Source organism: Mesorhizobium sp. L103C105A0, assembly GCF_000502215.1.
GTDB lineage: Bacteria > Pseudomonadota > Alphaproteobacteria > Rhizobiales > Rhizobiaceae > Mesorhizobium.
Map to the genome: position 1 here is coordinate 14,957 of NZ_AYXF01000008.1, position 24,846 is coordinate 39,802.

At 63.0% G+C, this 24,846-nt stretch carries 28 protein-coding genes; 9 read left to right on the forward strand and 19 right to left on the reverse strand.

From position 1 onward, the window contains the following. Window positions 1-7: 7 nt before the first annotated feature. The 4 genes from X727_RS144065 to X727_RS144050 all read right to left on the reverse strand — a co-directional run bounded on the left by X727_RS144065 (window position 8) and on the right by X727_RS144050 (window position 1,628). Window positions 8-247 carry a DUF2934 domain-containing protein gene (locus X727_RS144065; protein ID WP_023684825.1) on the reverse strand — a complete coding sequence of 80 codons (240 nt, stop codon included), beginning with the start codon at window positions 245-247 and terminating at the stop codon, window positions 8-10. Between the two features lie 92 nt (window positions 248-339). Next, window positions 340-555: a hypothetical protein gene (locus X727_RS144060; RefSeq protein WP_023670360.1), complete on the reverse strand. Its 216-nt coding sequence runs from the start codon at window positions 553-555 to the stop codon at window positions 340-342. A gap of 98 nt (window positions 556-653) precedes the next feature. After that, a complete protein-coding gene (locus X727_RS144055; protein WP_023670359.1) occupies window positions 654-983 on the reverse strand; it encodes a DUF1236 domain-containing protein in 330 nt (109 codons plus the stop codon). A 342-nt stretch (window positions 984-1,325) separates the two neighbouring features. Beyond that, window positions 1,326-1,628 carry a hypothetical protein gene (locus tag X727_RS144050; protein WP_023684824.1) on the reverse strand — a complete coding sequence of 101 codons (303 nt, stop codon included), beginning with the start codon at window positions 1,626-1,628 and terminating at the stop codon, window positions 1,326-1,328. 160 nt (window positions 1,629-1,788) lie between these two features. Between X727_RS144050 and X727_RS0134345 the strand changes: the two genes are divergently transcribed. Next, window positions 1,789-2,118 carry a hypothetical protein gene (locus X727_RS0134345; RefSeq protein WP_023834725.1) on the forward strand — a complete coding sequence of 110 codons (330 nt, stop codon included), beginning with the start codon at window positions 1,789-1,791 and terminating at the stop codon, window positions 2,116-2,118. Between the two features lie 380 nt (window positions 2,119-2,498). Here the strand turns inward: X727_RS0134345 and X727_RS144045 are convergent, their stop codons facing one another. The 3 genes from X727_RS144045 to X727_RS144035 all read right to left on the reverse strand — a co-directional run bounded on the left by X727_RS144045 (window position 2,499) and on the right by X727_RS144035 (window position 3,783). Further along, window positions 2,499-2,720, reverse strand: a complete 222-nt coding sequence (locus tag X727_RS144045; protein WP_023670355.1) for a hypothetical protein — start codon at window positions 2,718-2,720, stop codon at window positions 2,499-2,501. A 266-nt stretch (window positions 2,721-2,986) separates the two neighbouring features. Beyond that, a complete protein-coding gene (locus X727_RS144040) occupies window positions 2,987-3,394 on the reverse strand; it encodes a hypothetical protein (RefSeq protein WP_023693868.1) in 408 nt (135 codons plus the stop codon). 152 nt (window positions 3,395-3,546) lie between these two features. Further along, window positions 3,547-3,783 carry a hypothetical protein gene (locus tag X727_RS144035; protein WP_023670353.1) on the reverse strand — a complete coding sequence of 79 codons (237 nt, stop codon included), beginning with the start codon at window positions 3,781-3,783 and terminating at the stop codon, window positions 3,547-3,549. 232 nt (window positions 3,784-4,015) lie between these two features. Here X727_RS144035 and X727_RS144030 point away from each other — a divergent pair, with 232 nt between their 5' ends. Continuing rightward, on the forward strand, window positions 4,016-5,203 hold the full coding sequence (locus X727_RS144030) for a hypothetical protein (RefSeq protein WP_023834726.1): 1,188 nt from the start codon (window positions 4,016-4,018) through the stop codon (window positions 5,201-5,203). 27 nt (window positions 5,204-5,230) lie between these two features. Here the strand turns inward: X727_RS144030 and X727_RS144025 are convergent, their stop codons facing one another. Continuing rightward, complete coding sequence (locus X727_RS144025; protein ID WP_023702929.1) at window positions 5,231-6,196, reverse strand: LysR family transcriptional regulator; 966 nt, start codon at window positions 6,194-6,196, stop codon at window positions 5,231-5,233. 111 nt (window positions 6,197-6,307) lie between these two features. Here X727_RS144025 and X727_RS144020 point away from each other — a divergent pair, with 111 nt between their 5' ends. From X727_RS144020 to X727_RS1000000166825, 4 genes are all read left to right on the forward strand, one after another. Then, the gene (locus X727_RS144020; protein ID WP_023834727.1) at window positions 6,308-7,219 is read left to right on the forward strand and encodes an NmrA family NAD(P)-binding protein; all 912 of its coding nucleotides are present in this window, start codon (window positions 6,308-6,310) and stop codon (window positions 7,217-7,219) included. Window positions 7,220-7,221: 2 nt separating this feature from the next. Beyond that, entirely contained in the window at window positions 7,222-7,812 is a 591-nt protein-coding gene (locus X727_RS144015; RefSeq protein ID WP_245271482.1) for a DUF924 family protein, read from the forward strand. A gap of 199 nt (window positions 7,813-8,011) precedes the next feature. Further along, window positions 8,012-8,110, forward strand: a complete 99-nt coding sequence (locus tag X727_RS1000000166820) for a hypothetical protein (RefSeq protein ID WP_023670351.1) — start codon at window positions 8,012-8,014, stop codon at window positions 8,108-8,110. A 59-nt stretch (window positions 8,111-8,169) separates the two neighbouring features. After that, on the forward strand, window positions 8,170-8,268 hold the full coding sequence (locus X727_RS1000000166825; RefSeq protein ID WP_023684816.1) for a hypothetical protein: 99 nt from the start codon (window positions 8,170-8,172) through the stop codon (window positions 8,266-8,268). Window positions 8,269-8,459: 191 nt separating this feature from the next. Here X727_RS1000000166825 and X727_RS144010 read toward each other — a convergent pair whose 3' ends face one another. The 8 genes from X727_RS144010 to minC all read right to left on the reverse strand — a co-directional run bounded on the left by X727_RS144010 (window position 8,460) and on the right by minC (window position 14,949). After that, entirely contained in the window at window positions 8,460-9,629 is a 1,170-nt protein-coding gene (locus X727_RS144010) for a hypothetical protein (RefSeq protein ID WP_245274192.1), read from the reverse strand. Window positions 9,630-9,773: 144 nt separating this feature from the next. Further along, entirely contained in the window at window positions 9,774-10,655 is an 882-nt protein-coding gene (locus X727_RS144005; RefSeq protein WP_023834730.1) for a DMT family transporter, read from the reverse strand. Window positions 10,656-10,995: 340 nt separating this feature from the next. Then, window positions 10,996-11,577, reverse strand: coding sequence for a dihydrofolate reductase family protein (locus tag X727_RS144000; RefSeq protein ID WP_023834731.1), 582 nt, complete (start codon window positions 11,575-11,577; stop codon window positions 10,996-10,998). Window positions 11,578-11,742: 165 nt separating this feature from the next. Then, complete coding sequence (locus X727_RS143995; protein ID WP_023711862.1) at window positions 11,743-12,279, reverse strand: SRPBCC family protein; 537 nt, start codon at window positions 12,277-12,279, stop codon at window positions 11,743-11,745. Then, entirely contained in the window at window positions 12,276-12,722 is a 447-nt protein-coding gene (locus X727_RS143990) for a metalloregulator ArsR/SmtB family transcription factor (protein ID WP_023834732.1), read from the reverse strand. Before X727_RS143990 ends, X727_RS143995 begins: the two co-directional genes overlap by 4 nt. A gap of 264 nt (window positions 12,723-12,986) precedes the next feature. Next, window positions 12,987-13,259 carry a cell division topological specificity factor MinE gene (minE, locus tag X727_RS143985; protein ID WP_023684809.1) on the reverse strand — a complete coding sequence of 91 codons (273 nt, stop codon included), beginning with the start codon at window positions 13,257-13,259 and terminating at the stop codon, window positions 12,987-12,989. After that, window positions 13,256-14,071 (reverse strand): septum site-determining protein MinD, encoded by an 816-nt coding sequence (gene minD / locus X727_RS143980; RefSeq protein WP_023670342.1) that lies wholly within the window; start codon window positions 14,069-14,071, stop codon window positions 13,256-13,258. Before minD ends, minE begins: the two co-directional genes overlap by 4 nt. Before the next feature lie 47 nt (window positions 14,072-14,118). Then, window positions 14,119-14,949, reverse strand: a complete 831-nt coding sequence (gene minC, locus X727_RS143975) for a septum site-determining protein MinC (protein WP_023743858.1) — start codon at window positions 14,947-14,949, stop codon at window positions 14,119-14,121. Between the two features lie 286 nt (window positions 14,950-15,235). On the opposite strand from minC, the gene X727_RS1000000166840 reads away from it, so the two are divergent. From X727_RS1000000166840 to X727_RS143960, 3 genes are all read left to right on the forward strand, one after another. Then, window positions 15,236-16,942 (forward strand): RNA-directed DNA polymerase, encoded by a 1,707-nt coding sequence (locus X727_RS1000000166840; RefSeq protein ID WP_196815011.1) that lies wholly within the window; start codon window positions 15,236-15,238, stop codon window positions 16,940-16,942. Window positions 16,943-17,245: 303 nt separating this feature from the next. Beyond that, on the forward strand, window positions 17,246-17,776 hold the full coding sequence (locus X727_RS143965) for a FecR domain-containing protein (RefSeq protein ID WP_023834734.1): 531 nt from the start codon (window positions 17,246-17,248) through the stop codon (window positions 17,774-17,776). Between the two features lie 33 nt (window positions 17,777-17,809). After that, window positions 17,810-19,672, forward strand: a complete 1,863-nt coding sequence (locus X727_RS143960; protein WP_023743856.1) for an adenylate/guanylate cyclase domain-containing protein — start codon at window positions 17,810-17,812, stop codon at window positions 19,670-19,672. 115 nt (window positions 19,673-19,787) lie between these two features. Here the strand turns inward: X727_RS143960 and X727_RS143955 are convergent, their stop codons facing one another. The 3 genes from X727_RS143955 to metH form a co-directional block, all read right to left on the reverse strand. Beyond that, on the reverse strand, window positions 19,788-20,099 hold the full coding sequence (locus X727_RS143955) for a DUF2934 domain-containing protein (RefSeq protein WP_023743855.1): 312 nt from the start codon (window positions 20,097-20,099) through the stop codon (window positions 19,788-19,790). Window positions 20,100-20,184: 85 nt separating this feature from the next. Further along, complete coding sequence (locus X727_RS143950) at window positions 20,185-20,772, reverse strand: BA14K family protein (RefSeq protein ID WP_023743854.1); 588 nt, start codon at window positions 20,770-20,772, stop codon at window positions 20,185-20,187. Between the two features lie 188 nt (window positions 20,773-20,960). Next, complete coding sequence (metH, locus tag X727_RS143945) at window positions 20,961-24,770, reverse strand: methionine synthase (protein ID WP_023743853.1); 3,810 nt, start codon at window positions 24,768-24,770, stop codon at window positions 20,961-20,963. Between the last annotated feature and the right edge of the window lie 76 nt (window positions 24,771-24,846).

The following is a 24,846-nucleotide window of genomic DNA, read 5'->3' on the forward strand; positions in this document are numbered from 1 at the left end:
TCTGGCCTTATTTCGATTTGGCTTTGCCGGACTTTGCGGCGGCAGGCTTCGCGGCCTTTGGCTTGGCGGCTGCCTTGGCGGGCTTGGCGTCAGCTTTCTTCGCCGCCTTTTTGGGCTTGGCGACCGCGCCATCGACTTCAGCCGTGGCCTGCTCCCAGTGTTCCTGATGCGCGCCTTCAGGCCGGCCGGCCTTTTCCCAGATCTCGTGCGCGCGCTGGCGAATGCGGTCCTGTTTGTCGTCCGTCACTTAAGCCTCCGTGGTTGGGTCCGGTCGGTTGGTCCAGATTCCACGAAAACATTAGCCGAAAATTCGGCCGGCGTCTTGAGTGACGAGACATCTCAGCGCGGGTCGGAAATCACCGCAACGCCGAGCAGCGCCGCTTTCTTGACGATCAGCCCCGCGAGGTCGGCATCCGAACGATCGGTGCCGGTGCGCTCCCGCAGGAGCGCGATCGCTTCCTTCATCGATAACAGCGCCGTGTTGCGCTCGGCCAGCAACTTGTCGCAACACGCCGCAACATTGGCGGAGTTCGGGGTCTCGACATGCGGCAACATGGCAATTCTCCTTTCATCATGTTCGTCATTCGGCCCTGCCGCCCTTTTGGGAAGAACGACAGGGCCGTATCACCGATGAATGGTTAGGTTGTCGAGCGTTACTCGACCACCTCGACAATCCTGCGCGTGCTGGGGTCGACCAACACGGTATGGTTGTCGACGACGGCGTATCTGTACTGAACGTCGGGAACCTCCTGCAGCTCGACAGTGTCAGGCAAGGCAGTGCCGACATTCAATTCGACGCCGAGCAGATTGACCGAGGCAAGCGGATGTTTCTTTACGTACTGGTGCACGACCGTGCGCTGTTCCGGGGTGATGATCACCTGCTGCTGTGCCGGCTGCGTGACGATCACCTCGTCGGCGGCGGCAATGCCGATACCAGCGATCATGGCGAGCCCGGCGACGGCGGGAATAAGGATGGTTTTCATCTTCGTCTCCTGTCGTTGTTGGCGAGCTCCGCCGTGTTCCCGCATGAGGCGAAAACAGCGCAGATCGAGGTGGCGGGCTCCTGGAGGCAAACGCAGCCGGTACGGTCTTGTTCCGCAAGCGGAGACTAAATTGATCGGCTTCCCGGTCATGCCAGCAGAACCCGCACCCGCAAGATTCGCATTGAAGCACAATCCCTCAGGAGACCTTCGACATGGATGATGCACGGCTCCAATTCCGGTGGCGATTGCGGCCGGCGCCGGCATTGATCCGGTGACCGCGTCGCCCGGCCAAGACCGGAACCGACCGCCTTCGTGCCACGCCGTGAAGTTTCAAGCAAAAGGTCATTGCTTCGGCGGCTGCGCAGGCACCTCGCCAGGCTTGATCACCGGCGTCTTGCCCTGATCCGGCGGCGGCTGCGTCATACCCTGGTCACCACTGGGCGGCGGCTGCAGCACGCCGCCGCAGGGACCGAGCGTGCTGGTCGATTCGCCGCCGCCATTGGCGACCGGCGGCTTCTGACCATCGTCCTGAGGCTGCGCCTGGCAAGGCGCGGCAGGGCCGTGCTGGTCGCCATTGTCCTGCGCAGCCGCCGGGTCGGCCAGCGCCAGGAGCAGCACGCATGGGATGAGGGGGAAAGTCTTCATGGTCCAGCTCCTCTGGATTCATCTCCTTGGCAAAGCAGACTAGTCCTTGGCAAAGCAGACTGGCGGCAATTGGTTCCACGGAGATGGAGTGGTTGCCGGAACCTGACAGCCGGAAGTGAGTTCCACCTTCTCGACGCAAAGCCGCCCGGAGGAGGCAATCATGGAAGAACGAAACAGAAAACCCAATGACGGGGTCGAGGCGCCACCGAGCAAAAACGATGCCCGCGACAGGATCGCCAATGACGAGGTGGAAGCGCCGACGCCGCGCCGGCAGGATTGGGATGCGCTGCGTGGCGCAACGGTCCTGCCCGACGGAGCAGATGAGGAAAGCCTGCCGGACACCACCGGTGTCGAGAAGGAAGGCGAATTGCCCGAGGAGGATGACGACAACCCCTACCAGGACAGTGACGATGCCTTGCCCGACGACGCCGAGGAAGCCGCCATTGGTCACGACCTGGCGAGGCGCGGCGGCCCGTTCGACGACGTGTAAGGCAGCGACCGCGGACTTTCGAGAGGTTTCCCGGGACGTCCACGCCGTCACCAGTTGGACCAAGGATGAGCTGAAGGCGATGCCGGAGCATCGGGATATTTCGAAGGATCCGGCTGGCCGGATCCTTCGTTTAAGCCGCCTTGGCGGTTTGGCTTAGCCCTTGTGGTCAAGGGCTGGACGGCGACAATCTCGGCACCTTCGACAGCCGAGAAGCACGAACGCGAAGCCCAATATTTCAAGCGCCGTCGAGGCCGCTCGCCTGAAATCTTCAAAGTGCGCAAGAAATCCCCGCCGCGGGCTGTGCAGACACGCTCCGGCATCGCGGCGCTGCGAACCGGGCCATCGACCGCCGGCACTTGGGTGCCGACGGGCTCTGACCTTCAATTCGACCCGGGATCGCCGAGCGCCTCGGTGACGAAGGACGCCGCGATCAGGTCGTCGGCGTCGAGGCGTAGGGAGCCTTCGACACCTCCCATGATGGCTGCGACCTTCTGGAAGGTCTGCATCTCGTGTTCAGTAACGCTGGCGTCTCGCATCCTGGCTTTCAGATCGGCGATGCGTCGGCCCAGGGAGGCCGACGTTCCGATTTCTCTGTTCGACATGGTGTCCTGCTCCTCCCCCAACCCATGCTGTGGACGTACTCAAGGCTGCCTATATATAAGGCAGCGCGAATACAGTCGCCGCAACGCGCGATATCTGGGAAGGTTCCGGCGCCAAATAGTCACGAAATAATACGTGGTGGGACTCGGGTATGTTAAGCGCCGACGCGGCGATAGACACCGCAGCAAGCGGCTGCGGCAATCGGCCTGGCCAACCCGTGTCGCGGGTCGCGAACGCGGGTCGGACTTTGATCGCCGCGCGCGAACAGTCAGCGAGAGGCCGGAACCACGCCGGACACCGAGCGCGCCGTTTCGGGCGAAAACACCACGAAAGCAAAAACCAGAACGGCAGCGGCGATAATGAGCGAGCCGCCGGCGACGATCGGTTCAAGCGCCGGGTTTCCCTGCAGCATCACATACAGCGCCGGCAGCATGATCACCAAGCCGAGAGTGTAGAGCCCGTAGTGGATCATGGCGACGCGACGCGCCGCCTTTTGCGGATTGAGCGCGTAGTAGCCGCCGAAGATGGCGCTCGTCACCCAACCGAGCAGATTGATATGCGCGTGCGCCGGAAAAGCGGCGTGGTCACCCGAGATCGCCATCTGCAGGCCGGCCGCAATCCCCAACATCAGGAACAAGATGGCAGTTTTGAAAAAGAGTTCTGAAACCCTCGGCATGTCATTTCTCCCCCTATGCGGTCTGCGACCGCTTGCGACCTGGAGAATACACCCACGCGCAGAACTTTTCCACGCCCCGGTTATGGGGCCATGCCTGCACAGCTTTTTGCACGCTGTTCGACTTTTCTGGCTGCCACAACCCGGCGCCGCCGCTACGGCGTCAGCAAGATGTCGGCGCCCGCTCGCTCGTCGAACACCACCGCGCAGCCGCGCCCCAGCGCCACTGCCGACAGCGCGTTGGCCACCGTCTCGTCCGGCGATACGAAATCACCGGTCAGCACTCGCAACTCCTCCACCGCCCTGGCCATTGACACGCAGTGCCCGGCAACGCGATCGCTCGTGCAGGCGTCAATGACGCTGACGAGGTCGATCATCTCGAACTGGCCCATACCGGCCTCCACAAAACAGCGTCCCGTCGCGGATATGAACGCCGAGGCGAGAGACAATGTTCCGCAGGTCCGATGCCCAGGCGGAGCACTCGACAGCCCGACCTGGAACGGGCCGGCCGGCGACAACCACTTCGCTTGACAATAGGCCCTGTTTGTTCTCTATTTGTTCGGCAAAAACGCCTCTCACAACAGACGCGGCTAATGCTGCAACGCCGCAAAGGGAACGGTCGGGATGGAGCCCACCATCCTGCATGCGGATCTCGACGCCTTCTACGCCTCGGTCGAGCAGCTGCTCGACCCGGCGCTCAGGGGCAAGCCGATCGCCGTCGGCGGCGGCGTCGTGCTTGCCGCTTCCTACGAAGCCAGGGTTTTCGGCGTGCGCGGCGGCATGCCCGGACGACGCGCGCGCGAGCTTTGCCCCGGACTGATCTTCGTCGGCGGCCATTTCGCCGACTATCAGCGGCTGGGCGACGCCGCCATCAAGGTGCTCGACGATTTCACGCCGCTGGTCGAGCGGATTTCCATCGATGAAGCCTTTGCCGATGTGGCCGGCTGCACGCATCTGTTCGGACCGCCGGCCGAGATCGCCGCCACGGTGCGTCGGCGCGTCCGGGCAGAGCTCGGCCTGCCGATCTCGATCGGCGTGGCGCGCACCAAGCATCTGGCCAAGATCGCCTCGCAGGTGGCCAAGCCCGACGGCCTGGTGGTGGTGATGTGGGGCGTCGGCCCGGCGACCAGAGCGCGGCTGGCCGAGATCGGCATCGAGACCATCGGCCAGTTGGCAAAGACGCATAGCGGGGCGCTGCGAAGGTTGCTCGGGCCCGCCGCCGGCGAAAAGCTGGCGTCGCTGGCATGGAACCGCGACCCGCGAAAGCTCGAAACCCACAGGCCGTCGCATTCCGCCGGCGCGCAGTCGGCGCTTGGCAGACGGCCGGCGCGTATCTTCGGACCCGTCCTGCTGCATCTGGCAGACCGGGTCGCCAGCCGGCTCAGGGCGAAATCACGGCCCGGACGCACGGTGACGGTGCGCGTGCGTTTCGCCGATCTGCACGCTGTCACACGCTCGCTGACGCTCGAGCAACCGATTTCGGCAACCGCGATGCTGGCCGAAATCGCCGGGGAGCTGGTGCGCGGCGTGCTGGCAGCCAACCCTCGGGAGAAGATCATCTCGCTGCTGGCGATCTCGGTGTCGCAGCTGGAAGAAAGTGCCGAGCTGCAGTTGGAGCTGCCGCTCGGGCTTGCCGATGAAAAGCAGCGGCCCGGCAGCAGGCAAGGCCTGGCGCGCTTTGGCGCCGACCGCGCCATCGACAAGATCCGCCAGCGCTTTGGCAGAGAGGCTGTCGGCTATGGCGCCGTGGCGCTGGAAGCCCGGCGCTCGGTTCCCGATGCCTTCCGCGAACTGGCGGAAAAGGAGCTTTGAGCACCGCCGCGACGGCCAGGCCAATGCTTACGCCGCACCCGAAGATAGTGCTGCATTTCCGGTCTGCCTGAGCAGGCCGACCAGCCAGGCCAAGCCCGCATCCATCAGCGCAACCTTCGGCACGATGCTGTTGATGTTGAAGTGGCCGAGCCGGATGGGCGCATCAACGCCGACGACACCGAAACGGCCGCCATACATGGCGAGGAACCGGCGCGGATAGGCCGATATCAGATCAGTCTGAGCAAGCACGGCCAGTCCGAACATAAAGTTGGGGACAGTCAGCGCGACGCGACGCGACAGGCCGCGTTCAGCCAGCACCCTGTCGACAAACCCGTTCGGATCGCCATTGTTCGAGACGACCATATGCTGCACGCTGCAATAGGCGTCGAGGCACGGATCGCCGGCGAAGCGGTGGCCGGCGCGCATGGCGACGACGAAATCCTCCTCATAGAGCTTGTCGACGGTGAAGCGTGCCGGCAGGCCGTCGAACGGAATCACCGCGACATCCATGGCGCGCGCTTCGAGTTCGGCGACACAGTCGCTCCAGGCAGTAGTGGGCGACGGTTCACCTTGGCGCGGCAGCAGTTGCCGGATGCCGATGTCGATGCCGGGGGCCAAAAAGCGGATCTGGTCGAGCAGCGGCGGCAGGAGCACGGACGATACCGCATCCGGCGCACCGATGGTGAAGCGGCGCGTCGAGCGGGCCGGATCGAACGGCTCGGCGCTGGCGATCACCCGGCGCACCCGCGCCAGGATCTCGGCCACCGGTTCGGCAAGCTCCGTTGCCCGGTCGGTGGGCACGACGCCGCGCGGCGTCTTCAGGAACAACGGATCGCCAAGCAGCTTGCGCAGCCGGCCAAGGCCATGGCTGACCGCCGAGGCCGACAGGTTTAGCCGCTCCGCCGAGCGACCGACATGCCGCTCCTCCATGATGGCTTGGAACAAGACCAGCAAATTGAGATCGGCGCGCGCCAGGTCAATTTTGTTCAGCATATTCCTGAAATCATATCACTGGATTCAGCAGAGTAAAGTTGCGAATGCCTTCTTCGACGCGAAGACGGTGGTGCCGGTTTCGTCGGCACTCATTCAGAGAGGAGCAAATCCATGCCAAACTTTCCCAATTCGGTTCTGGTCACCGGCGCCTCCGGCGCCCAAGGGTCGGCCATTGTCAGCGCTTGCCGCGCCGCCGGCGCCACGGTGCGTGTCCTGTTACGCAAGGGCTCGCCCGATCCGTTCGGCGATGGGGTCAACATCGTGCGCGGTGATCTCGCCGACCCCGGCCGACTGGCCCTCGCCTGCCTCGGCGTTGATGCGGTGGCGCTGACCTTGCCGGTCGGTGCAAGCCCTGAAGAGATCCTGCGCTACGGCCGCAACATTGCGGATGCGGCGCAGCAAGGCGGCGTCAAGCTTCTGGTGTTCAACACCAGCGGCCATGTGTCGGGCCATTCCGGCACGGCGGTGATGGACGCCAAGGCCGAACTCATCGACTACATCAAGACGTTCGGCCCGCCATCTATCGTCCTCAAGCCGACGCTGGCCATGAGCAATATCGCGGCGCCCTGGAGCGCGCCGGCGATCATGCATCAGGGCGTCCTCGCCTATCCGCTGCCGGCCAACTTCCAGACCTCCTGGATCTCCTGGCAGGATATGGCGGCCTACGTGGTCGAAGCGCTGCGGCATCCGGAGCTTGCCGGTGCCAGCTTCGACATTGGCGGGCCGCAGGCGCTGACCGGACCGGAGATGGCCGTCATCCTGTCAGGCATTGTCGGCCGCGAAGTCAGCTATTATCCTGTGCCGCTGGCGGACTTCGCCGCCGCGCTCGAAACCATGCTCGGCAAGGACGCCGCCGAACAGACTGCCGCCAGCTATGCCTGGATCCACAACCAGAAGCAGACCGTGCTTGCCGTCGATCTCGGCCAGACGACCCGTCTGCTGCCGTTGAAGCCGACCTCATTCGCCGAATGGGCAAGAGCGCTGGACTGGGCGGCACTGGCCGGCGATGCGAAGGCGGCCTGACAATGGACGCCATCGCAACCGTCGAACCGGGCGGCCTCGCAGCCCGGAAGAATGTGCCGGATGCCGCTGCCGCCGTGGTGGGCTTCTGGTGGCAGGCAGGACCTGCCGCGTGGTTCGCCAAGGATGCGGCCTTCGACCGCGAGTTTCGCGATCGCTTCCTGCGGCTGCATGAGGCCGCAGCGCGCGGCGACTGCGATGGCTGGATGGCGACGCCCTACGGGGCGCTGGCGCTGATCCTGCTGCTCGACCAGTTCCCGCGCAACGCCTTTCGCGACACGCCGCGCATGTATGCCAGCGACGCGAAGGCCCGCGCGATCGCTACTGAGGCGATCGATGCCGGGTTCCAGCGGATGGTCGATCCCTCGCTGCGGCTGTTCTTCGGGCTGCCCTTCGCGCATTCCGAAGCGATTGCCGACCAGGACCGCTCGGTGGCGCTGTCGCGCGACATCGGCCCGTCCGACCTGAAGCGGGCCGAACATCACCGCGACATCATCCGCCGTTTCGGACGTTTTCCGCACCGCAACCCGATCCTCGGCCGCGCCATGCACGCCCAAGAACAACGCTTTCTCGATGAAGGTGGATTTGCGGGTTAGAGCATGATTCCAAAAAGCGGGTCCGGTTTTTGGAAAAGATCATGCTCCAACAAAGGGTTAGATCATAATGAGATTGCAACCAAATCTCATCATGATCTAGTGCATCGGGACCAAGAAAACCCGGGACGGGACGACGGCGCCGCGAAGGTTGACAGTGCCGATCCGTCTGGCATTATCGCGCAAGCTTGGAGGATTCACTATGAAGAAAACCTATTCGAAGCCTGTTCTGGTCAAAAAAGGCAAGCTTTCGCAGGTTACGGCGCTCGCCAATGGCGCGGGTTCCGGCCCGATCGAGTGAAGTCGTTGAGTCGGACTGTCGCCTGATCTGGCGGCCTCGCCTGACACTGGAGATGCGGCATGAAGAAGACCTATTCGAAGCCGGTGCTGGTCAAGAAGGGCAAGCTCTCGCAGGTTACAGCCGACAATGGTAACGGCTCCGGGCCGGTCGCAGTCTAGCAGCCGATTATCCGACGCCTCGTGCCGTCTGGCCGGGAACAGGGCTTTGGGTGCCCGACGTGGAGAGTGGAAAATGAAGAAAACCTATCTGAAACCGGTGCTGGTCAAAAAAGGCAAGCTCTCGCAGGTCACCGCGAACGGTGCTTCCAATCCGCGATAAACCCTTTCACCCCGATTAATCGCGACACGCTTCAGCGCACAACCACCAGATCGTCGAGCACGAGCTGCCAATAGTGGCTCGTGGAGAGGCGCACGCGCGTCACCGCCGCCAGCATCGGCGCATAGTGGACGGGCGCCAGTGCCGACAGGACGATCGTGTCGCTGGCGATCAGCCGGTCGCCAAGCCAGCTCTCGACCAGTGCGGTTTCGCCTTCGGACTTCAACCATGCCGCCGTCAGCATCACGGAATGGAACCCGAACGGTTTGTCGCTCGAGAATTCGGCCGGGTGTCCGCTGCTCGTATAGCAGACATGGTCTCCCGAGATATTGCCGTTGACGTAGCCTTCGCTGCCTTCGGTATGATCGCGCGCCAGTGCGTTCAGGTTGAACCAGGTCAACCCGGCATAACCGGACGGCACCTTGCGCAGGCCGCGCGTCGTGACATCGTCGAAACCGATGGCCTGCAAGGACGCGGCGCTGTCGACTGCCGCATTCTCGGGCGACAGCAGGCCGAGCTCGGTCGGGTAGGCCGACAAGGCCAGTCGTCGTTCCATGCCACCGCCGGTGATTTCGATCGCGTCGGCGTCATCGGGCAGATCGAGGCGGAAGCCATCGCTGAACGGATGCACCGCCACCTCTTGCCCTTTCGCCATCACCGAGATGCTGGTCGAAACACCGTCCGCTACGCGGCCGCTGAGCCGGCGTATCGCAAACAGGCCGACCGGCTGCAGCATTGCGTCCGACACCAGCCCGGTGGGCGAGCCCGGCAGCGGCCGGAGGTGCTGCGACTGGACCTCGTTGGCGCTGCTCGAGCGCCAGCCGGGCGGAACCGACACGGTGAAGCGGTAGCTGCCCGGCACATGGATGGGCGCGGCCCGACGTTTCGTCGACGCCAGGAAATTGGCAAAGCCGCCGCGATTGCTCCGCGCCGCGGCGACGAAGCGGCCGTCGCCATCATGCAGTCTGACCATGATGCCAGCCATCGGGCGGTCGCCGAGCCCGTAGCGACCGTCGCGATCGGCATCGAAATAGACAAAGGTCGAATGATTGAGCTTGCCGTGGTTGCCCGACCAGTTCCGGCGCACGGCGTAGTCGTTGGCCGGATCTTCACGAAGCCGGGCCTGGCGACGCGACCGCGCCAGCCGCCAGGCGAGAGCCGCAACGACAGCGGCGATCCCGACAAGGAGTATTGCCTTGATCACGGACGGCTCAAGCAATGCTGTCGGCCCTGCTCATCTGGATCTCCTGCGCATACATCGATCATATATCGATGCTGCAGGCGCTTGAGCAACCGGACACGGGACCGGCGGACCACGGCATCGGCGTCACATACCCATTTCAGGCACCTATTCCGGCGATGGCACCGGCGGCCTGGTGGTCAGCGCGGCTCCGAAGGCGGCGGCGACCACGGCGGCGATGCCCGCGCATTGCAACGGGCTCAGGATCTCGTGCAGGAACAGGAAGCCGGCCAGCGCGCCCAGCGCCGGCTCCAGACAGGTCAGCGTGCCGTAGAGCCTGGCCGGCATCCGGGTCAGCGCCACCATCTCCAGCCAGAACGGCAAGGCGCTGGAGAACAGCCCGACCAGCAGCGCGCTGACCAGGATCGCGGGTGCGATGAGGTTCGTGCCCGCCTCGGCCAGACCGAACGGCAGGCCGACGGCAGCGGCAATGACCAGCCCGTAAGCCGTGGTCTGGCTGCCAAGCTCCGCGCCGGCCTTTTGTGCAAAGACGATGTAGAGCGCCCAGCAGCCGCCGGCGGCTAGCGCCAGCATCACGCCGACCGGGTCGGGTGAACTGCCGGAGTGGATGAAGGGCGACAACAGCAATATGCCGGCAACGGCCAGCACCACCCAGACGAAGTCGGTGGCGCGCCGCGACGACAGCGTCGCCACGAGCAGCGGGCCGGAGAATTCGAGCGCCACCGCGACGCCGAGCGGAATTCTGGCGAGCGCTGCGTAAAACAAAAGGTTCAGCGCCGCGAGGTTGACGCCGTAGGCGATGAGCCAGGGCAGCACGGCGCGCGACGGCCGCACCCGCCACGGCCTCAGCACCGCCGCCAGCATCAGCGCGCCCACGACCAGCCGCAGCGCCGTGGTGCCGTTGGCGCCAATCAGTGGAAACAGGCCCTTGGCGAAGGTGGCGCCGATCTGGATCGACACCATTGCGCCAAGCAACGCGCCGATCGGCAAGCCCTTCGCTTCAGCTACGGCAATCGGCGTCGACGTCAATTCCAGTCCCTCCCCACGCGGTGCGCCGCAGCGTTGGCCCGAGATATGGATAATAGGCCTGGCTGTCGTGTGGCACGGGCAGACTGTTGATGGGGCAAGACGTGGAAAGGCGAACGCCGACGCATTTCCTCTCCCCCGTCGATCGGGGGAGAGGTGTCGAGCGTAGCTCGACGGAGTGGGGGTCGACCGTTCATCCGCCTGATTGCCTGCTTGCAGGCGTTTCGCGCTCGCTTCCGTCGCTCCTGTTTACGGCGACCGTGGGTTTCATGGCCGCCTTCCCCCACTCCGTCGCCGCTTCGCGGCGCCACCTCTCCCCCCTCCGGAGGGAGAGGAAAAGAAGCTAGTTCGCCATCCCATACACCAGGCTCACACGTCCATCCGAAAGCGCCTCGGCCTTGCGCAGTTCCAGTCTGTGCCGGGCGTGCACCGTGCCGAACAGCGCCTTGCCGTCGCCGGCGAGCAGCGGGTAGATGATGAGCCGCATTTCATCCACTAGCCCCGCGTCGATCAGGCTGGCGGTGATGCTCGCGCCGCCCATGAGGTAGATGTTCTTGCCGGGCTCGCGCTTCAGCGCCGCGACGTCGTCGAGGCGGCGCAGGAAGCGCGTCGAGGCCCAGGCTGACGTCGTCATGGTGTTCGACAGCACATAGTGCGGGGTTTTCGCGGCAAAGCGCGCCCATTCGAGTTCGGCCGGGTCGACCAGTCTGCCGGTCATCGGCAATGGCTGGTCCGGCTCGTTCTGTTGGATCGCGCTCCAGTAGCGCTCATAACCGGCATACATGACGCCGCCGAGCAGGCAGGCGTCGATCTCGGGCATCAGGCCGTATTCCTCCGACCAGTTGTCGACCCAGTCGGCGAAGCCTTCGGGGCCTTCCATCTTGCCGTCGATGGAGATCTTCATTCCGGTGATCAATTTACGCATGACTTCCTCCTTCGGGCTTGCGGGATGCAAGCACCTTGCCTGGTTTCACTTCCGATGACGCGCCGCGGTGTCTGGCGAAGGCGCGTGTTTCGCCGGCCCTTGCGCCGGCATCCGGCGCAAGGGATCGATGGTGCCCGGTTGGACCGGGCGATGCGTCAGGTCAGGTCAGGCCGGCAGGCGCCGGTCGTAGTCCGCCACGAGACGGCTAAAGCTGTCCCAGAACGGTTCGGGCTTCTCGGCCGCCACGCGGGCAACCAGGAGGTCGAGATGCACGTGCCAGCCTGCGGCATGCATCATCAGGCTCGAGCGGTCCGGCAGGCGGCGGTGGACCAGGGTGAGCAGAACGTCGTCGCCGCGCTGCGCCAATTCGAAGGTGACATTGCCGCTGCCGTTCCAGGTGATGGTGAGCTTGCGCGGCGGATCGCACTCGACGATCTGGTTGTGCATCCGCTGCTCGCCGCCACTGAAGCTGGCCGGCCTGTCGCCGGGCGGGTCGGTCAGTTCGTCGTTGCGCCAGACCAGCTCGAAGGAAGAGCCTTCCTCCATCTCCATGTCGCCGGCCGCCAGCCATTGGCGGCGCAGATCGCTCTGCGTCAAATATTCCCAGACGCGCTCCCTGGTTCCGGGCAAAAGCCGTTCGATCCTCAAAGTGGCCGGCTGGATCAGCTGGGCGTAGCCGTCGAAGCTGTTCATCTGGTTCATCGGTCGTCTCCCTCGGATGATGTTGGCCTGGATGTGTCTGGCTTGGGTGATTCCGGCTTGGATGGTTCTGGATTTGCCGGTGCCGGCGTTGACGGCGTTGTCGACGTTTTGCGCCCCGCCTCCTCGCGCATAAGCTGTTCGAGGACATCGAGGCGGCTGTTCCAGAAACGCGCGTATTGGCCGAGCCACTGATAGGCGGTGGCCAGCGGGCGGGCCTCGAGGCGGCAGACATGGGTGCGCCCGCGCACTTCGCGCCGGATCAGCCCGGCATGCTCCAGCGCCTTGATGTGCTTGGAGGCGGCGGCCAGCGACATGGCGAAGGGTTGAGCCAGCTCGCTCACCGTGCGCTCGCCGCCGGCGAGGTGGTTAAGCATGTTCCGGCGCGTGGCGTCGCCAAGGGCGTGAAAAACCTGGTCCATCTGGGGCGTCTCTAATTCAACCATGTAGTTGAATATAGAGGCGAGATTTTAGATAGTCAACTAGTTGGTTGAATGTTTTTTGGGGAGAGGCGCTGGCCCCCTACCTCCCCCTTGTGGGGAGGTCGGACCGTAGGTCCGGCGGGGGTACTAGCGCTGACCGTGGGGGATGTGGATTTCCTCTTCCCTCACGAAAGTCTGGGAGAGGAACCCAAGATGGCGGAGGTCCGCGCAGACCCCCACCCCGATCCGCTTTGCGGATCGACCCTCCCCACAAGGGGGAGGGTAACCTCACCCAGCCATGGCCAGCGGCACCGCGCTCTTGTTGGGGATCTGGATGTCGATCTCCAGCGTCGACATGGTCTCGCCGCGGTCCATCGAAACTTGCAGATAATCCTGGTCGATCTGCACGTGCTTGGCGATCACCGCCATGATCTCTTCGCGGAGGATCGAGACGAGATCGGGCTGGCTGCGGTTGCGGCGCTCATAGGCGAGAAGCACTTGCAGCCGTTCGCGCGCCACCGGCGCGCTGGTGCGCCGCTTGAAGATGTCGAGCAGGTTCATGCCGCCCTCCTTCCCAAAAGACGATCGAGGAAGCCCTTGCGTTCGAAGGGCACGATGACCGGCAGCTGTTCGCCCTCGAGCCGCTTGGCCGCGTCGATGTAAGCCTTGGCGGCGGCATTGAGCGGCTCCGACAGCGTCACCGGCGAACCGAGGTTGGAGGCGCGCAGCACATCCTGGCTCTCGGGGATAATGCCGAGCAGCGGCACCGACAGTATCTCCAGCACGTCGTCGATCGACAGCATTTCGCCCCGCGCGGCGCGTCCCGCATCATAGCGCGTGACCAGCACATGCTTGGCGATCTGCTCGCCCTCCTCGGCGCGCAAGGTGCGGGAATCGAGCAGGCCGATGATGCGGTCGGAATCGCGCACCGACGACACTTCCGGATTGGTGACGATGACCGCCTCGTCGGCAAAGCGCATCGCGAGCTGCGCGCCGCGCTCGATGCCGGCCGGGCTGTCGCAGAAGACATAATCGAACACCGAGCGCAGCTTGCCGATGACCTCGGCCACGCCCTCCTCGGTCAACGCATCCTTGTCGCGCGTCTGCGAGGCCGGCAGCAGGAACAGCGTCTCGACCCGCTTGTCGCGGATCAGCGCCTGCGACAGCTTTGCCGAGCCCTGGATGACGTTGACGAGATCGAACACCACGCGCCGTTCGGCGCCCATGATCAAATCGAGGTTGCGCAGGCCGACATCGAAATCGACCAGCGCCACCTTCTTGCCGGTCTTGGCGACCGCCGCCCCCAGAGCCGCGGTAGAGGTCGTCTTGCCGACGCCCCCCTTGCCCGAGGTGACCACCACTACCTTGCCCATCAATAAAGCCTCCGTTGTTGTTCGTTATGTCGTTGTCGGGCGACGCATTAGCTGAAAGGGGCGATGCGCAGCATGCCGTTGTCGAGAAATGCCTGCACAGGCTTGCCCCGGACTGACGGGTCCATCTCCTCGGCCGTGCAATACCAGCCATCGACCGAGAGAAGCTCGGCCTCGTTCCTGCGGCAGAAGACACGCGCCGCCGTGTTCCCTTGAGCGCCTGCCGAAGCGCGGCCGCGCAGCGTGCCATAGACATGGATCGAGCCGGTGGCGACGATCTCGGAGCCGGACGCGACGGAGCCCAGCACGATGACATCGCCATGCGGATGGAAGATCAGCTGGCCCGAACGGATCGGCGAGCGGATCATCAACGTGCCAGCGTCGGGTGCGGCAATTTTGGCGTCATGCGACGGCTTTGCATCGCCCGCCGGTTTCAACTCCCCTGCCTTCAAATCGCCGGCCTCAGCCTTGATGCCACCGGTCGCCTTCATGTCGCTTACGGCAGTGGCGTCCTCCGCCCTGCCCGCCTTGCGGCTCGGCTGCAGCAGCAGACCGTCGGTGGTCGCCTCCTTGGCGCCGACCAGCACCGGCGGCAGATGCGCGCCAAGCTCGGCGCCGCCATCGAGCTCCATGGCATAAATGCGGATGCCGCGCTGGCCGAGCAGATCGACCAGCGCTTCGATGGCGACGACATCGGGCTTGAGCACGTTCAGGTCGAGCACCACCGGGCGCCCGGCAAAATAGCCCGGCGAATTGCCGACCCAGCGATCGAGGCTCTCCAGCCAAACATCCAAAGGCGCCTCCGGCGTCAGCGTGAACGCGACGAAGGAGCGGGCGCGAAAGCGAATGGATTTGGCCTCGAGGGGAGCGGCAAAGGTCACGGCGGGCGATTCCTTACTGAGAGGTAAACGCTAGCGGTGGTATGGTTAATGAAAGGTTAACGGGAAGGGGGGTGATGACACCAGTCTGGCGCCCACCCGCCAAGCCTATCCAAGGCTGCCGGATGGAATCATCGGCGGTTGAGAGGAAAAAATACCGAACGATACCAACACGTCGGCGCGAGGCAGGTTAAGTGTACAGCTTAAAAAGCGTTCGCCCAATGGACGTAGCTTTCACCAACAGATAATGAGAAACTCCGACTTCACTTAGCTGGAAAGTACGTAGTCATTGGGACATAATCAAATTCGGATTGCACTGCTTGCCAAAGGGTATTTTCCAAAGGAGCTTCCTGCGGTCTTCACGACGAGCGACTTCGGAACTCATTCCGCGGAGATACTGTCCGAATGGAAAGTAGGCGCTGTATTCTCAACGGACACGAAATCTCTGGGAAAGACGTCCGAAAAGAAGATACGCCGTAACGCATATACATATAAAATTTGGGACGCAGAAGCCGAGATTATCTCAAAACCCAAGAAGGGCTACGAGAGACGGAATATCCACATTACGCATCCAATTCCTCAGGCTCTTTTGATTCACGAATTATCAAACAACTGGAAAGCCGTCCAGAAATGGCTTTGCCGACAAACGTTCTCCGAGGACGAGATACGTGTTTCGAGTCAGTACGAACGATCTATCAAAGGTATAAATTTTCCTATTCACGGAGCGAAGAAGGCGTACCTAGAGGCAACTTCAGACTGGGTGGTCAAGACAGACATATCTCGCTTCTATCCCACCATATATACTCATTCCATTTCTTGGGCGGCATATGGGAAAACACGCGTAAAGCAAGAAATTAACAAGTATAAAGGATCTCTCGCTGATCGTATCGATTTGCTGGTTAGATCTTGCAACCGCAATCAAACAATAGGGATTCCAATCGGCCCGGAAAGCTCACGAATAATAGCGGAAGTCATATCCTCTAGGATAGACACTGAATTCCATAGTAGGTGTAGGCATATACCGAGAGAATGCATTGATCGCCTCCAGGACGACTGGTTCGTTGGCGTAGACAGCCTCGAAAAGGCAGAGAAAGTACTCTCGATAATAAGTTCAGTTTATCGCGATTATGGATTGGAGATTAATGGTAGTAAAACTTCCATCGAAAGCTTAGTTGCATCAAAAACTACAAGCTGGATCGCTGAAATCGGCGCCTTCCTGTCTCACCGGCCCGGTCAGCTCAATTCCGTGCGCCTCCGAGAGTTCTTGCAATTATGCCTTCGTCTTCAGACCGAGTTCCGGAGCGAGCCTGTCGTCAGCTACGCTCTTTCAGTAATTGAGAGTTCACTTAGCGCACGGTCAGAGGTGGAGATATTGGAGTCGTTCCTCCTCAAGGCTGCGGCAATCTCCCCGATGTCAATGGATCGTGTCTGCAGAATATTTTTGAACCTCCAGCATCGGACCAAGGCTTTATCGAAGCAGAGAGTTACGTCCCGATTCACAACGCTCGCAGAACGTTACATGGAAAGGGGCCACTCGTTCGAAGTAATTTGGCTATTATACACTTTACGAGGACTCAAATGTCCCCTTTCGTCGAAGGTAATTTCAGACGCGGCAGAAACCACTGCCTCGAGTTCACTAGGGCTCGTGCTACTCGACATGCAGAGCAAGGGCTTGTGCATTAGATCGCTGCCAAAGGCTGAATGGGAAAATTCCATTACTGATGACAGAGTGCGCTCGGACTGGATCTGGTTGTTGGCGTATGAGGGTTTTCGGCATGGTTGGCTCAATGATAAAAAGGGCCTTATGGCTAAATCATTTTTCAAGCCGATGGCATCGAGAAACGTAGTCTTCTATGATCCAAAAAAGAACGTTCAAAAGTCAGAGAAGATAGTCAAAGCAGTCCGCGGCGCAAGCGTGCGCAATGCCTTCGCCGTTGCCAAGATGTTCGAAACGCTTCGTGGGCTAAATAACTTTACTATTTCTGAGGGCTACTGAAGCGTCGATTTTGCTAGGGCGCGGATAGGTCCTGTGACGAGGGAGATTGGCCGTCATCTCCGCTTTCGCCAATCTCCAACGCGGCCGAGCAGCCTCCAGGATCTGGTTCAAGGCCTCCCTCACCTCACCTGCCCGGCGAACGCGACCCACCGCAACGTGCCTAACGCCGGAGCAGCTTGTCGTGTTACGATTGCCCGTCGGCAGCCTGCTGCCCTAACGCGGCTGCAAGTGCCGGCTCGTGAAATACTGCCAAACATGACGGCAGAAGATTTTCCTGCCGCTTCGCAAAGCAAGGAGACGATGATGAGCGCAAGGGGCCGAATTTGCCGTAGCCTGGTGGCTGTCCTGTTTGCCGGTGTCTTCTGGGTGGATGCCGCCCATGCGCAGGATGCAGGGTGTACGTTCGAGCCGGTGGCCGGTACGTCCCGACAGATTCTGAGATGTCGAGAAGGCCTTGCCGTCATTGTGGAAGGTGGCGCTCGCTTTACGCTGCAGGATCGCGATCGAAACGGCAGTCCCGACGCGGTCAGGTTGCGGCGCAAGGCGCTGCTGCTCGATGCTCCGGCCGGCGCGGTCCAGGGTGGCTTCGCGGTGATCACCCCGCAGGCGATCGCCGCGGTGCGAGGCACAAAATGGGCAGTCGACGTCGGCAACGGCAAGACGTCTGTTTTTGTCCTGAGAGGTCGCGTCGCCGTGCAAAGACCGGCATCCACCGCCGTCGTGGTCCTCGCACCGGGCGATGGCGTGGACGTCGAGGCCGGGACAGGCAAACTCATCGTCAAGCGCTGGCCCGCCAAGCGCGTTTCCGCATTGCTGGCCCGTTTCGGCCAGTGAGCTTGCCCAGTGAGCTGGCCCAGTGAGCTTGCAATGAGCCGACGAGGGCTTCCGACGCTGATCGCGCTCATTCTGGCGGGGCTTTGGGGCGCCGGCCTGGGCTTCGCGCACTGGCGCGGCAATTTGTGGTTTCTCGATCGCGTCGAGGCAACGATGACCGATCTTCGAACGCTTGTTCGAGGAACGGCAAAGCCGCCGGAGCTGATCACCATTGTCGCAATAGACGATGAAGCGGTGCGGCGCGAGGGCAGCTATCCCCTCAGCCGCGCCACGCTTGCCCGAATCATCGATACGATAGCGCCGCTTGGGCCGAAAGCCATTGCGCTCGACCTGCTGCTGGTCGACCCCGGGACAAAAGATACTGACGAGGCGCTCGCGCGTTCGCTGAGCAGGAGCAGAAGCGTAATCGCTGCAGCGGCGATCTACCCCGGAAGCAAACAATGGACGCTGGGCGAAGGACCGCTGGCCCGCGTGCCGAACGCCGAGCGGTTTCTGTGGCCCCTGAAAACCTTTTCGGACGCCGCCGCTGTGGGCGTCGTGAACGTTGTGACCGACAGGACTGGAACGCCCCGGTTCGCGCCGTTGCTGTTTCGGGCCGGAGACCAGTTGCAAGCGTCCTTCTCCTTGGGTGTCGCCGCCATGGCGGCGGGAGAGGACGCTGGAATTGCGCCGGATGATCTATCGCTGGACGGACGGTCGATCCGAACGGACGTTGGTCACATCCTGCCCCTGACATTCTATGGCCCGCGCGGCACGATCCGCACGATAAGCGCCGCGACGGTGCTGGAGGGCCGATTCGATCCCGGCACTATCCGGGGTCGGATTGTCTTGATAGGAGCGACCGCAACCGGCACCGGCGATGTCTTTCCGACACCGTTCGATCCCATACTGCCGGGCGTCGAGGTCATGTCGACGGCGATTGCCCATCTGATGACCGGCGACGGCGTAGTGCGCGACCAGAACGTTCGCGTTGCAGACGCGGGCTTTGCAGTGGCGCTGCCCATGCTTCTTGTCGGCCTGTTGGCGTGGCGCCGAAACGCCATCGGCCTGGCGGCGATCGCCGGCGTGGTCCTGATCTGGGTCGTGGTCAACATGACCGCTTTCCTGCACCATATCTGGCTGAGCGCCGCGCTGCCGATGACCGCTGCCATTCCGCCGGCAATCCTGTTTGGGGCCGCGCAGCTTTGGCTGGGCAGGAGCCGGGCCCAATATTTCGCCACGCAGAGCCAATTGCTTCAACGCGTTGAAGCCCTAGGACTGGGGGCATGGCTCGCCAAGCATGGCGACTTCCTCTCGGAACCCGTCCGGACAGAAGCCGCCATCCTGTTCATCGACCTGTCCGGCTTCACCGGACTGAGTGAAACATTGGGACCGAGCGCCACACGCGAACTCCTGAACAATTTTCACGCATTGGTGGACGAAGAAGTGACAAGCTGCGGTGGCGTCGTCACGAGTTTCATGGGTGACGGAGCCATGATCCTGTTCGGCCTGCCGGAACCGGCGACAGACGACGCCTTCAATGGCGCCCGCTGTTGTGTCGGGCTCTCCAGCCGCACCAACGATTGGCTCGCCTCGTTGCCTGCGTCGACCGCATCCCGGATCGGCTTCAAGATTGGGGCGCATCATGGAACAATCGTGGCCTCTCGACTCGGCGGCGAAGGGCGTCAGCACATCGCGGCCATCGGCGACACCGTCAACGTTGCAAGTCGCTTGATGGAAATCGCTGCCGACCAGAATGCCGAAGTGGCGGTGAGTTACGAAATGCTCGAAGTCGCCGGTCGCGACTGCGCGTTGTTCAAATCCGGTGCTTTAAGAGGACCTGTGGAGACACATATCCGTGGACGATCCGGCTCGCTCGCAATCTGGTTTTGGCAGAGTGCCCGGGCGCCGCAGTAGATCCGGCCTTGTGATCGACAGCGCGCCATCCATGCCTTCGCCCGGCGCGCATGCCGAAATGGTGCACCAAAGCCTCGACGCTCGACACCGCTTTCGGCCTGCACATAGCTCGCAATCAGGACTTCCGCCTCCCCTCGCTCCCCCTCGCCGCCTGCTCAACCGCCGCCCGATCCGTGCCCAGCCTGTCGATCAGCTCCTGCGCCTCATCACCCGATATGCCGGTGCGCACGGCGAGTTCCTCGACCGCCAGGATGTCGGTGCTGGCGATCTCGCGCGGCAGGGCGTCGTCGGCGGTTAGCGGCAGGGCTGCTTCGCGGTCGATTTCGGCCTCGGCCCGGTGCCAATGATGCTCGGGGTCGCCAGTGCCTTCGCGCTCCCAGATCTGGTAGGCGCGCTGCTGTATCTTGTGATGCCGGTCGTCTTCCATGGTGGTTCTCCCTGGGCTTTGAGGACGATCCGAACGACCCCAGAAATCGCGCGGTCGCAATCGTTCGCGGCGCCCTTCGCGCTGGCTATTCGCATTGCCGTCTCGGCCCGCCGGAATATGGCTGGTAGCTGTTGTCTTCCGGACGGTAGGAGCGATAGCGGCTGAAGCAGGAGGCGACATGGTCCGGTTCGCCGCCGGCGGCCGCGTAGGCGCCCGCGCCCTCGACATAGCTTGCCTCTCGCGGCGCGGCGCGGTCGGCGGCGAGATAGGGCGAGACGCAGGTGCGCTGCTGTCCGCTATAGGACATGTAGCTGTTGTCGTAGGGATCGTAGGAGCGGTAGCGGCTGGCGCACCAGGCGAGATGCGGCGGCGGCAGTTCGGTCCGCGCGATGGCGCCGGTGACTGTGGGATCGGGCTGCTGCCTGGCCGGGTCCTGGGCTGGCTCCTTGGCGGCGATGTCGGCAGGCGCGGACTGCTCGGGCACACGTTCGAAGTCCTGCGCCGTCTTGTCCACGGGCCGCGCTTTCCGGGTCCACAGTTCCGCCACGCTGACGGTGGGCCTTGCCTCCCGCACAGGCTTGGCGGCAAGCAGCCAGGCTGCGAAAACCAGCCCGCTGCCGAACACCGCAAGGGTCAGCACGAAGCCGCCGACCAGTCCCAAAATCGCTTTCACTCGACACTCCTTGTGTCCCTGCCAATAAAATGCGGGACATCACGGCTTGTTCCAGAAAAGCAGGCGCGAGGGACCTAAGTCTGACCGACCCACAACCGGCAGCTCGCCGAGAACCGGGTGCGGCGCGATTTCTTTCGACGGTGAAAATCAAGGGAGCGGTCGAGCCATTGGGCCAGATCACGTCCCGGCTATTCCGCCGCCTCGGCATAATCCACGGGCACATAGTTGAGGATCGGCCCAAGCCAGCGCTCGGCATCGGCCAGCGGCATGGCTTTGCGGCGGGCATAGTCCTCGACCTGGTCGCGCTCGACTTTGGCGACGCCGAAATAATAGCTTTCGGGATGGGCGAGATAGATGCCGGACACAGACGAGCCCGGCCACATCGCATAGCTCTCGGTCAGGCCGACGCCGGCATTGCGCTCGCCGTCGAGCAGCCGGAACAAGGTCGCCTTCTCGGTATGATCGGGCTGCGCGGGATAGCCGGGCGCGGGGCGGATGCCGCGATAAGGCTCGCCGATCAGTTCGTCGGGCGCCAGCTTCTCGTCTGATGCATAGCCCCAGAATTCCTTGCGCACCTTCTCGTGCATGCGCTCGGCAAAAGCTTCGGCGAAACGATCGGCCAGCGCCTTGACCATGATCGAGGAATAATCGTCATTGGCGCGCTCGAAGCGCTCGGCGATCGCCACCTCCTCGATCCCCGCGGTGACGATGAAGCCGCCGATATAGTCCGGCTTGCCGCTGTCGGCCGGTGCGACGAAATCCGACAGCGCGACATTGGCCTTGCTGTCGCGCTTGATCAGCTGCTGGCGCAGCGTGAAGAAAGTGGCAAGCTCCTGCGAGCGCGCCTCATCCGTGAACAGCCTGATGTCGTCGCCGACGGCGTTCGCCGGCCAGAAGCCGATGACGCCGCGCGGCGCGAACCATTTTTCCGCGATGATTTTTGTCAGCATCGCCTGCGCATCCTCGAAAAGCTGGCGTGCCGCCGGTCCCTGCTTCTCGTCGTCGAGGATCTTGGGGTAACGCCCTTTCAACTCCCAGGTCTGGAAGAACGGCGTCCAGTCGATGTAGCGCGAGAGCTCAGTCAGGTCCCAGTTCTCGAACACTTTCACGCCGGTGAAGGACGGCTTCGGCGGTTCATAGGCGGACCAGTCCACCCTGTGCGCATTGGCCCTGGCCTTGGCCAGCGGCAGCCGCTGCTTGTCGGCCTCGGAGCGGGCATGCGCGTCAGCGACCTTTTTGTACTCGGCCCGCACTGTGTCGACGTAGCCGCCCTTGGTCTCCTTCGACAGCAAGGACGAGACGACGCCGACCGCCCGGCTGGCGTCATTGACATAGACCGTCTGTCCCCTGGAGTAGCGGGGATGGATCTTCACCGCCGTGTGCACGCGGCTGGTTGTCGCGCCGCCGATCAAAAGCGGAATGTCGAAGCCTTCGCGCTCCATCTCGGCGGCCATGTGCACCATCTCGTCCAGCGACGGGGTGATCAGGCCGGACAGGCCGATGATGTCGACATTTTGCTCGCGAGCCGTCTGCAGGATCTTCGCCGCCGGCACCATGACGCCGAGATCGATGATCTCGTAATTGTTGCACGCCAGAACGACGCCGACGATGTTCTTGCCGATGTCGTGGACATCGCCCTTCACCGTCGCCATCAGGATTTTGCCGGCCGTCTGGCGCTCGCCATTGTCGATCCCATTGGCGGCATTCGCCAGTTTTTCCGCCTCCATGTGCGGCAGCAATCCGGCCACCGCCTGCTTCATCACGCGCGCCGACTTCACCACTTGCGGCAGAAACATCTTTCCAGCGCCGAACAGATCGCCGACGACATTCATGCCGGCCATCAGCGGGCCTTCGATGACATGCAGAGGCCGCTCGGCCGCAAGCCGCGCCTCTTCGGTGTCGGCGTCGATGAATTCGGTGATGCCGTTGACCAGCGCATGCGAAATCCGCTGCTCGACTGTCCAGTCGCGCCAGGCGAGATCGCGCTCCCTGGCTTCCTTGCCGGCCGTGCCCTTGAAACGCTCGGCGATCTCCAGCATGCGTTCGGTGGCGGTGCCGCCGGCCCTGGGCGCGCGGTTGAGCACGACGTCCTCGCAAGCCTCGCGCAGTCCCGGTTCGATCGTGTCGTAGACGGCAAGCTGGCCGGCATTGACGATGCCCATATCCATGCCGCGCTGGATGGCATGGTAGAGGAACACCGCGTGCATCGCCTCGCGCACCGGCTCGTTGCCGCGGAAGGAGAAGGACAGGTTCGAGACGCCGCCCGAGATATGCACATGCGGCAGCGTGGCGGTGATCTCGCCGGCGGCCTCGATGAAGTCGACGCCGTAATTGTCGTGCTCCTCTATGCCGGTGGCGACCGCGAAGACATTGGGGTCGAAGACGATGTCTTCGGGCGGGAAACCGGCCTGTTCGGTGAGCAGATTGTAGGCGCGGGTGCAGATCTCGACCTTGCGCGCCTTGGTGTCGGCCTGACCGGCCTCGTCGAAGGCCATGACGACCACCGCCGCGCCGTAGGCGCGCACCAGCTTCGCATGATGCAGAAAGGCTTCCTCGCCTTCCTTCATCGAGATGGAGTTGACCAGTGGCTTGCCCTGCACGCATTTCAGCCCGGCCTCGATGATCTCCCATTTCGAGGAGTCGACCATCACCGGAACACGGGCGATGTCGGGTTCGGCGGCGATCAAATTGAGGAACTCGACCATCGCCTTTTTCGAATCGATCAGGCCTTCATCCATGTTGATGTCGATGATCTGTGCGCCATTGGCGACCTGGTCGCGCGCCACGTCGAGCGCCGGGACATAGTCGCCCGCCGTGATCAGCTTTCGGAACTTGGCCGAGCCGGTGACGTTGGTGCGCTCGCCGACATTGACGAAGGGAATCTCATCAGTCAGCGTGAACGGCTCCAGCCCGGACAGGCGCATCTTGCGCTCGATCTCGGGGATGGCGCGTGGCGGATATTTCTTGACAGCCTCGGCGATGGCGCGGATGTGGTCCGGCGTCGAGCCACAGCAGCCGCCGACGACGTTGACGAGCCCTTCCCGCGCAAAATCCTCGATCTGCGCGGCCATGAAGTCCGGGCTCTCGTCATAGCGGCCGAATTCATTGGGCAGGCCGGCATTCGGATAGGCGCAGACGAAGGTGTCGGCGACGCCCGATATTTCAGCCAGATGCGCGCGCATGGCGTTGGCGCCGAGCGCGCAGTTGAGGCCGATGGTGAAGGGGCTCGCATGGCGCACCGAATGCCAGAAGGCGGTCGGCGTCTGGCCCGACAGGGTGCGGCCGGAGAGATCGGTGATGGTGCCGGAAATCATCACCGGCAGCCGTACGCCCTTTTCGAGGAAAATCTCATTGCAGGCGAAGATCGCCGCCTTGGCGTTCAACGTGTCGAAGATAGTTTCGATCAGGATGATGTCGGCGCCACCGTCGACCAGTCCGCGCAACTGCTCGCCATAGGCCAGGCGCAGATCGTCGAAGGTCACGGCGCGATAGCCGGGATTGTTGACGTCGGGCGACATCGAGGCGGTGCGGTTGGTCGGCCCGAGCGCGCCGGCGACGAAGCGCCGCTTGCCGTCCTCCTGCTGTGCCCTCGCCGCTGCCCGACGCACCAGCCGCGCGCCGTCGCGGTTCAGCGCGTAGACGGCATCCTCCATGCCGTAATCCGCCTGGGCGATCGAGGTCGAGGAGAAGGTGTTGGTCTCGAGGATATCGGCGCCAGCGATGGCGTATTGATAATGGATCTCCTCGATCGCCTTCGGCTGCGTCAGGATCAAGAGGTCGTTGTTGCCCTGCTGGTGGCAGGCGCAGCCGGCGAATGCCTCGCCGCGAAAATGCTCCTCGTCGAAACCGAGACCCTGGATCTGCGTGCCCATGGCGCCGTCGAGGATGAGGATGCGCTCGCGTGCCGCTGCCGTCAGCGCCGCAAGCACTTCGGACCCATCGGGCTTTGCCGCGACGGGGCCGAACAATGCGTCCAGCGATGCAGAATTCTGCGACATTTTTTATCCTTGAGGCGACAACCATCACATAAGGATATCTTTATGTCAACATACGGAATGCAGGCGAACGCGTCGT

Excerpts from the sequence above, each read along its gene's own strand:
- X727_RS144060 (WP_023670360.1), bottom strand. The coding sequence starts at position 555 with ATGTTGCCGCATGTCGAGACCCCGAACTCCGCCAATGTTGCGGCGTGT.
- X727_RS144055 (WP_023670359.1), bottom strand. The coding sequence starts at position 983 with ATGAAAACCATCCTTATTCCCGCCGTCGCCGGGCTCGCCATGATCGCT.
- X727_RS144050 (WP_023684824.1), bottom strand. The coding sequence starts at position 1,628 with ATGAAGACTTTCCCCCTCATCCCATGCGTGCTGCTCCTGGCGCTGGCC.
- X727_RS0134345 (WP_023834725.1), top strand. The coding sequence starts at position 1,789 with ATGGAAGAACGAAACAGAAAACCCAATGACGGGGTCGAGGCGCCACCG.
- X727_RS144045 (WP_023670355.1), bottom strand. The coding sequence starts at position 2,720 with ATGTCGAACAGAGAAATCGGAACGTCGGCCTCCCTGGGCCGACGCATC.
- X727_RS144040 (WP_023693868.1), bottom strand. The coding sequence starts at position 3,394 with ATGCCGAGGGTTTCAGAACTCTTTTTCAAAACTGCCATCTTGTTCCTG.
- X727_RS144035 (WP_023670353.1), bottom strand. The coding sequence starts at position 3,783 with ATGGGCCAGTTCGAGATGATCGACCTCGTCAGCGTCATTGACGCCTGC.
- X727_RS144030 (WP_023834726.1), top strand. The coding sequence starts at position 4,016 with ATGGAGCCCACCATCCTGCATGCGGATCTCGACGCCTTCTACGCCTCG.
- X727_RS144025 (WP_023702929.1), bottom strand. The coding sequence starts at position 6,196 with ATGCTGAACAAAATTGACCTGGCGCGCGCCGATCTCAATTTGCTGGTC.
- X727_RS144020 (WP_023834727.1), top strand. The coding sequence starts at position 6,308 with ATGCCAAACTTTCCCAATTCGGTTCTGGTCACCGGCGCCTCCGGCGCC.
- X727_RS144015 (WP_245271482.1), top strand. The coding sequence starts at position 7,222 with ATGGACGCCATCGCAACCGTCGAACCGGGCGGCCTCGCAGCCCGGAAG.
- X727_RS1000000166820 (WP_023670351.1), top strand. The coding sequence starts at position 8,012 with ATGAAGAAAACCTATTCGAAGCCTGTTCTGGTCAAAAAAGGCAAGCTT.
- X727_RS1000000166825 (WP_023684816.1), top strand. The coding sequence starts at position 8,170 with ATGAAGAAGACCTATTCGAAGCCGGTGCTGGTCAAGAAGGGCAAGCTC.
- X727_RS144000 (WP_023834731.1), bottom strand. The coding sequence starts at position 11,577 with ATGCGTAAATTGATCACCGGAATGAAGATCTCCATCGACGGCAAGATG.
- X727_RS143995 (WP_023711862.1), bottom strand. The coding sequence starts at position 12,279 with ATGAACCAGATGAACAGCTTCGACGGCTACGCCCAGCTGATCCAGCCG.
- X727_RS143990 (WP_023834732.1), bottom strand. The coding sequence starts at position 12,722 with ATGGTTGAATTAGAGACGCCCCAGATGGACCAGGTTTTTCACGCCCTT.
- minE (WP_023684809.1), bottom strand. The coding sequence starts at position 13,259 with ATGAACCTGCTCGACATCTTCAAGCGGCGCACCAGCGCGCCGGTGGCG.
- minD (WP_023670342.1), bottom strand. The coding sequence starts at position 14,071 with ATGGGCAAGGTAGTGGTGGTCACCTCGGGCAAGGGGGGCGTCGGCAAG.
- X727_RS143965 (WP_023834734.1), top strand. The coding sequence starts at position 17,246 with ATGAGCGCAAGGGGCCGAATTTGCCGTAGCCTGGTGGCTGTCCTGTTT.
- X727_RS143960 (WP_023743856.1), top strand. The coding sequence starts at position 17,810 with ATGAGCCGACGAGGGCTTCCGACGCTGATCGCGCTCATTCTGGCGGGG.
- X727_RS143955 (WP_023743855.1), bottom strand. The coding sequence starts at position 20,099 with ATGGAAGACGACCGGCATCACAAGATACAGCAGCGCGCCTACCAGATC.
- metH (WP_023743853.1), bottom strand. The coding sequence starts at position 24,770 with ATGTCGCAGAATTCTGCATCGCTGGACGCATTGTTCGGCCCCGTCGCG.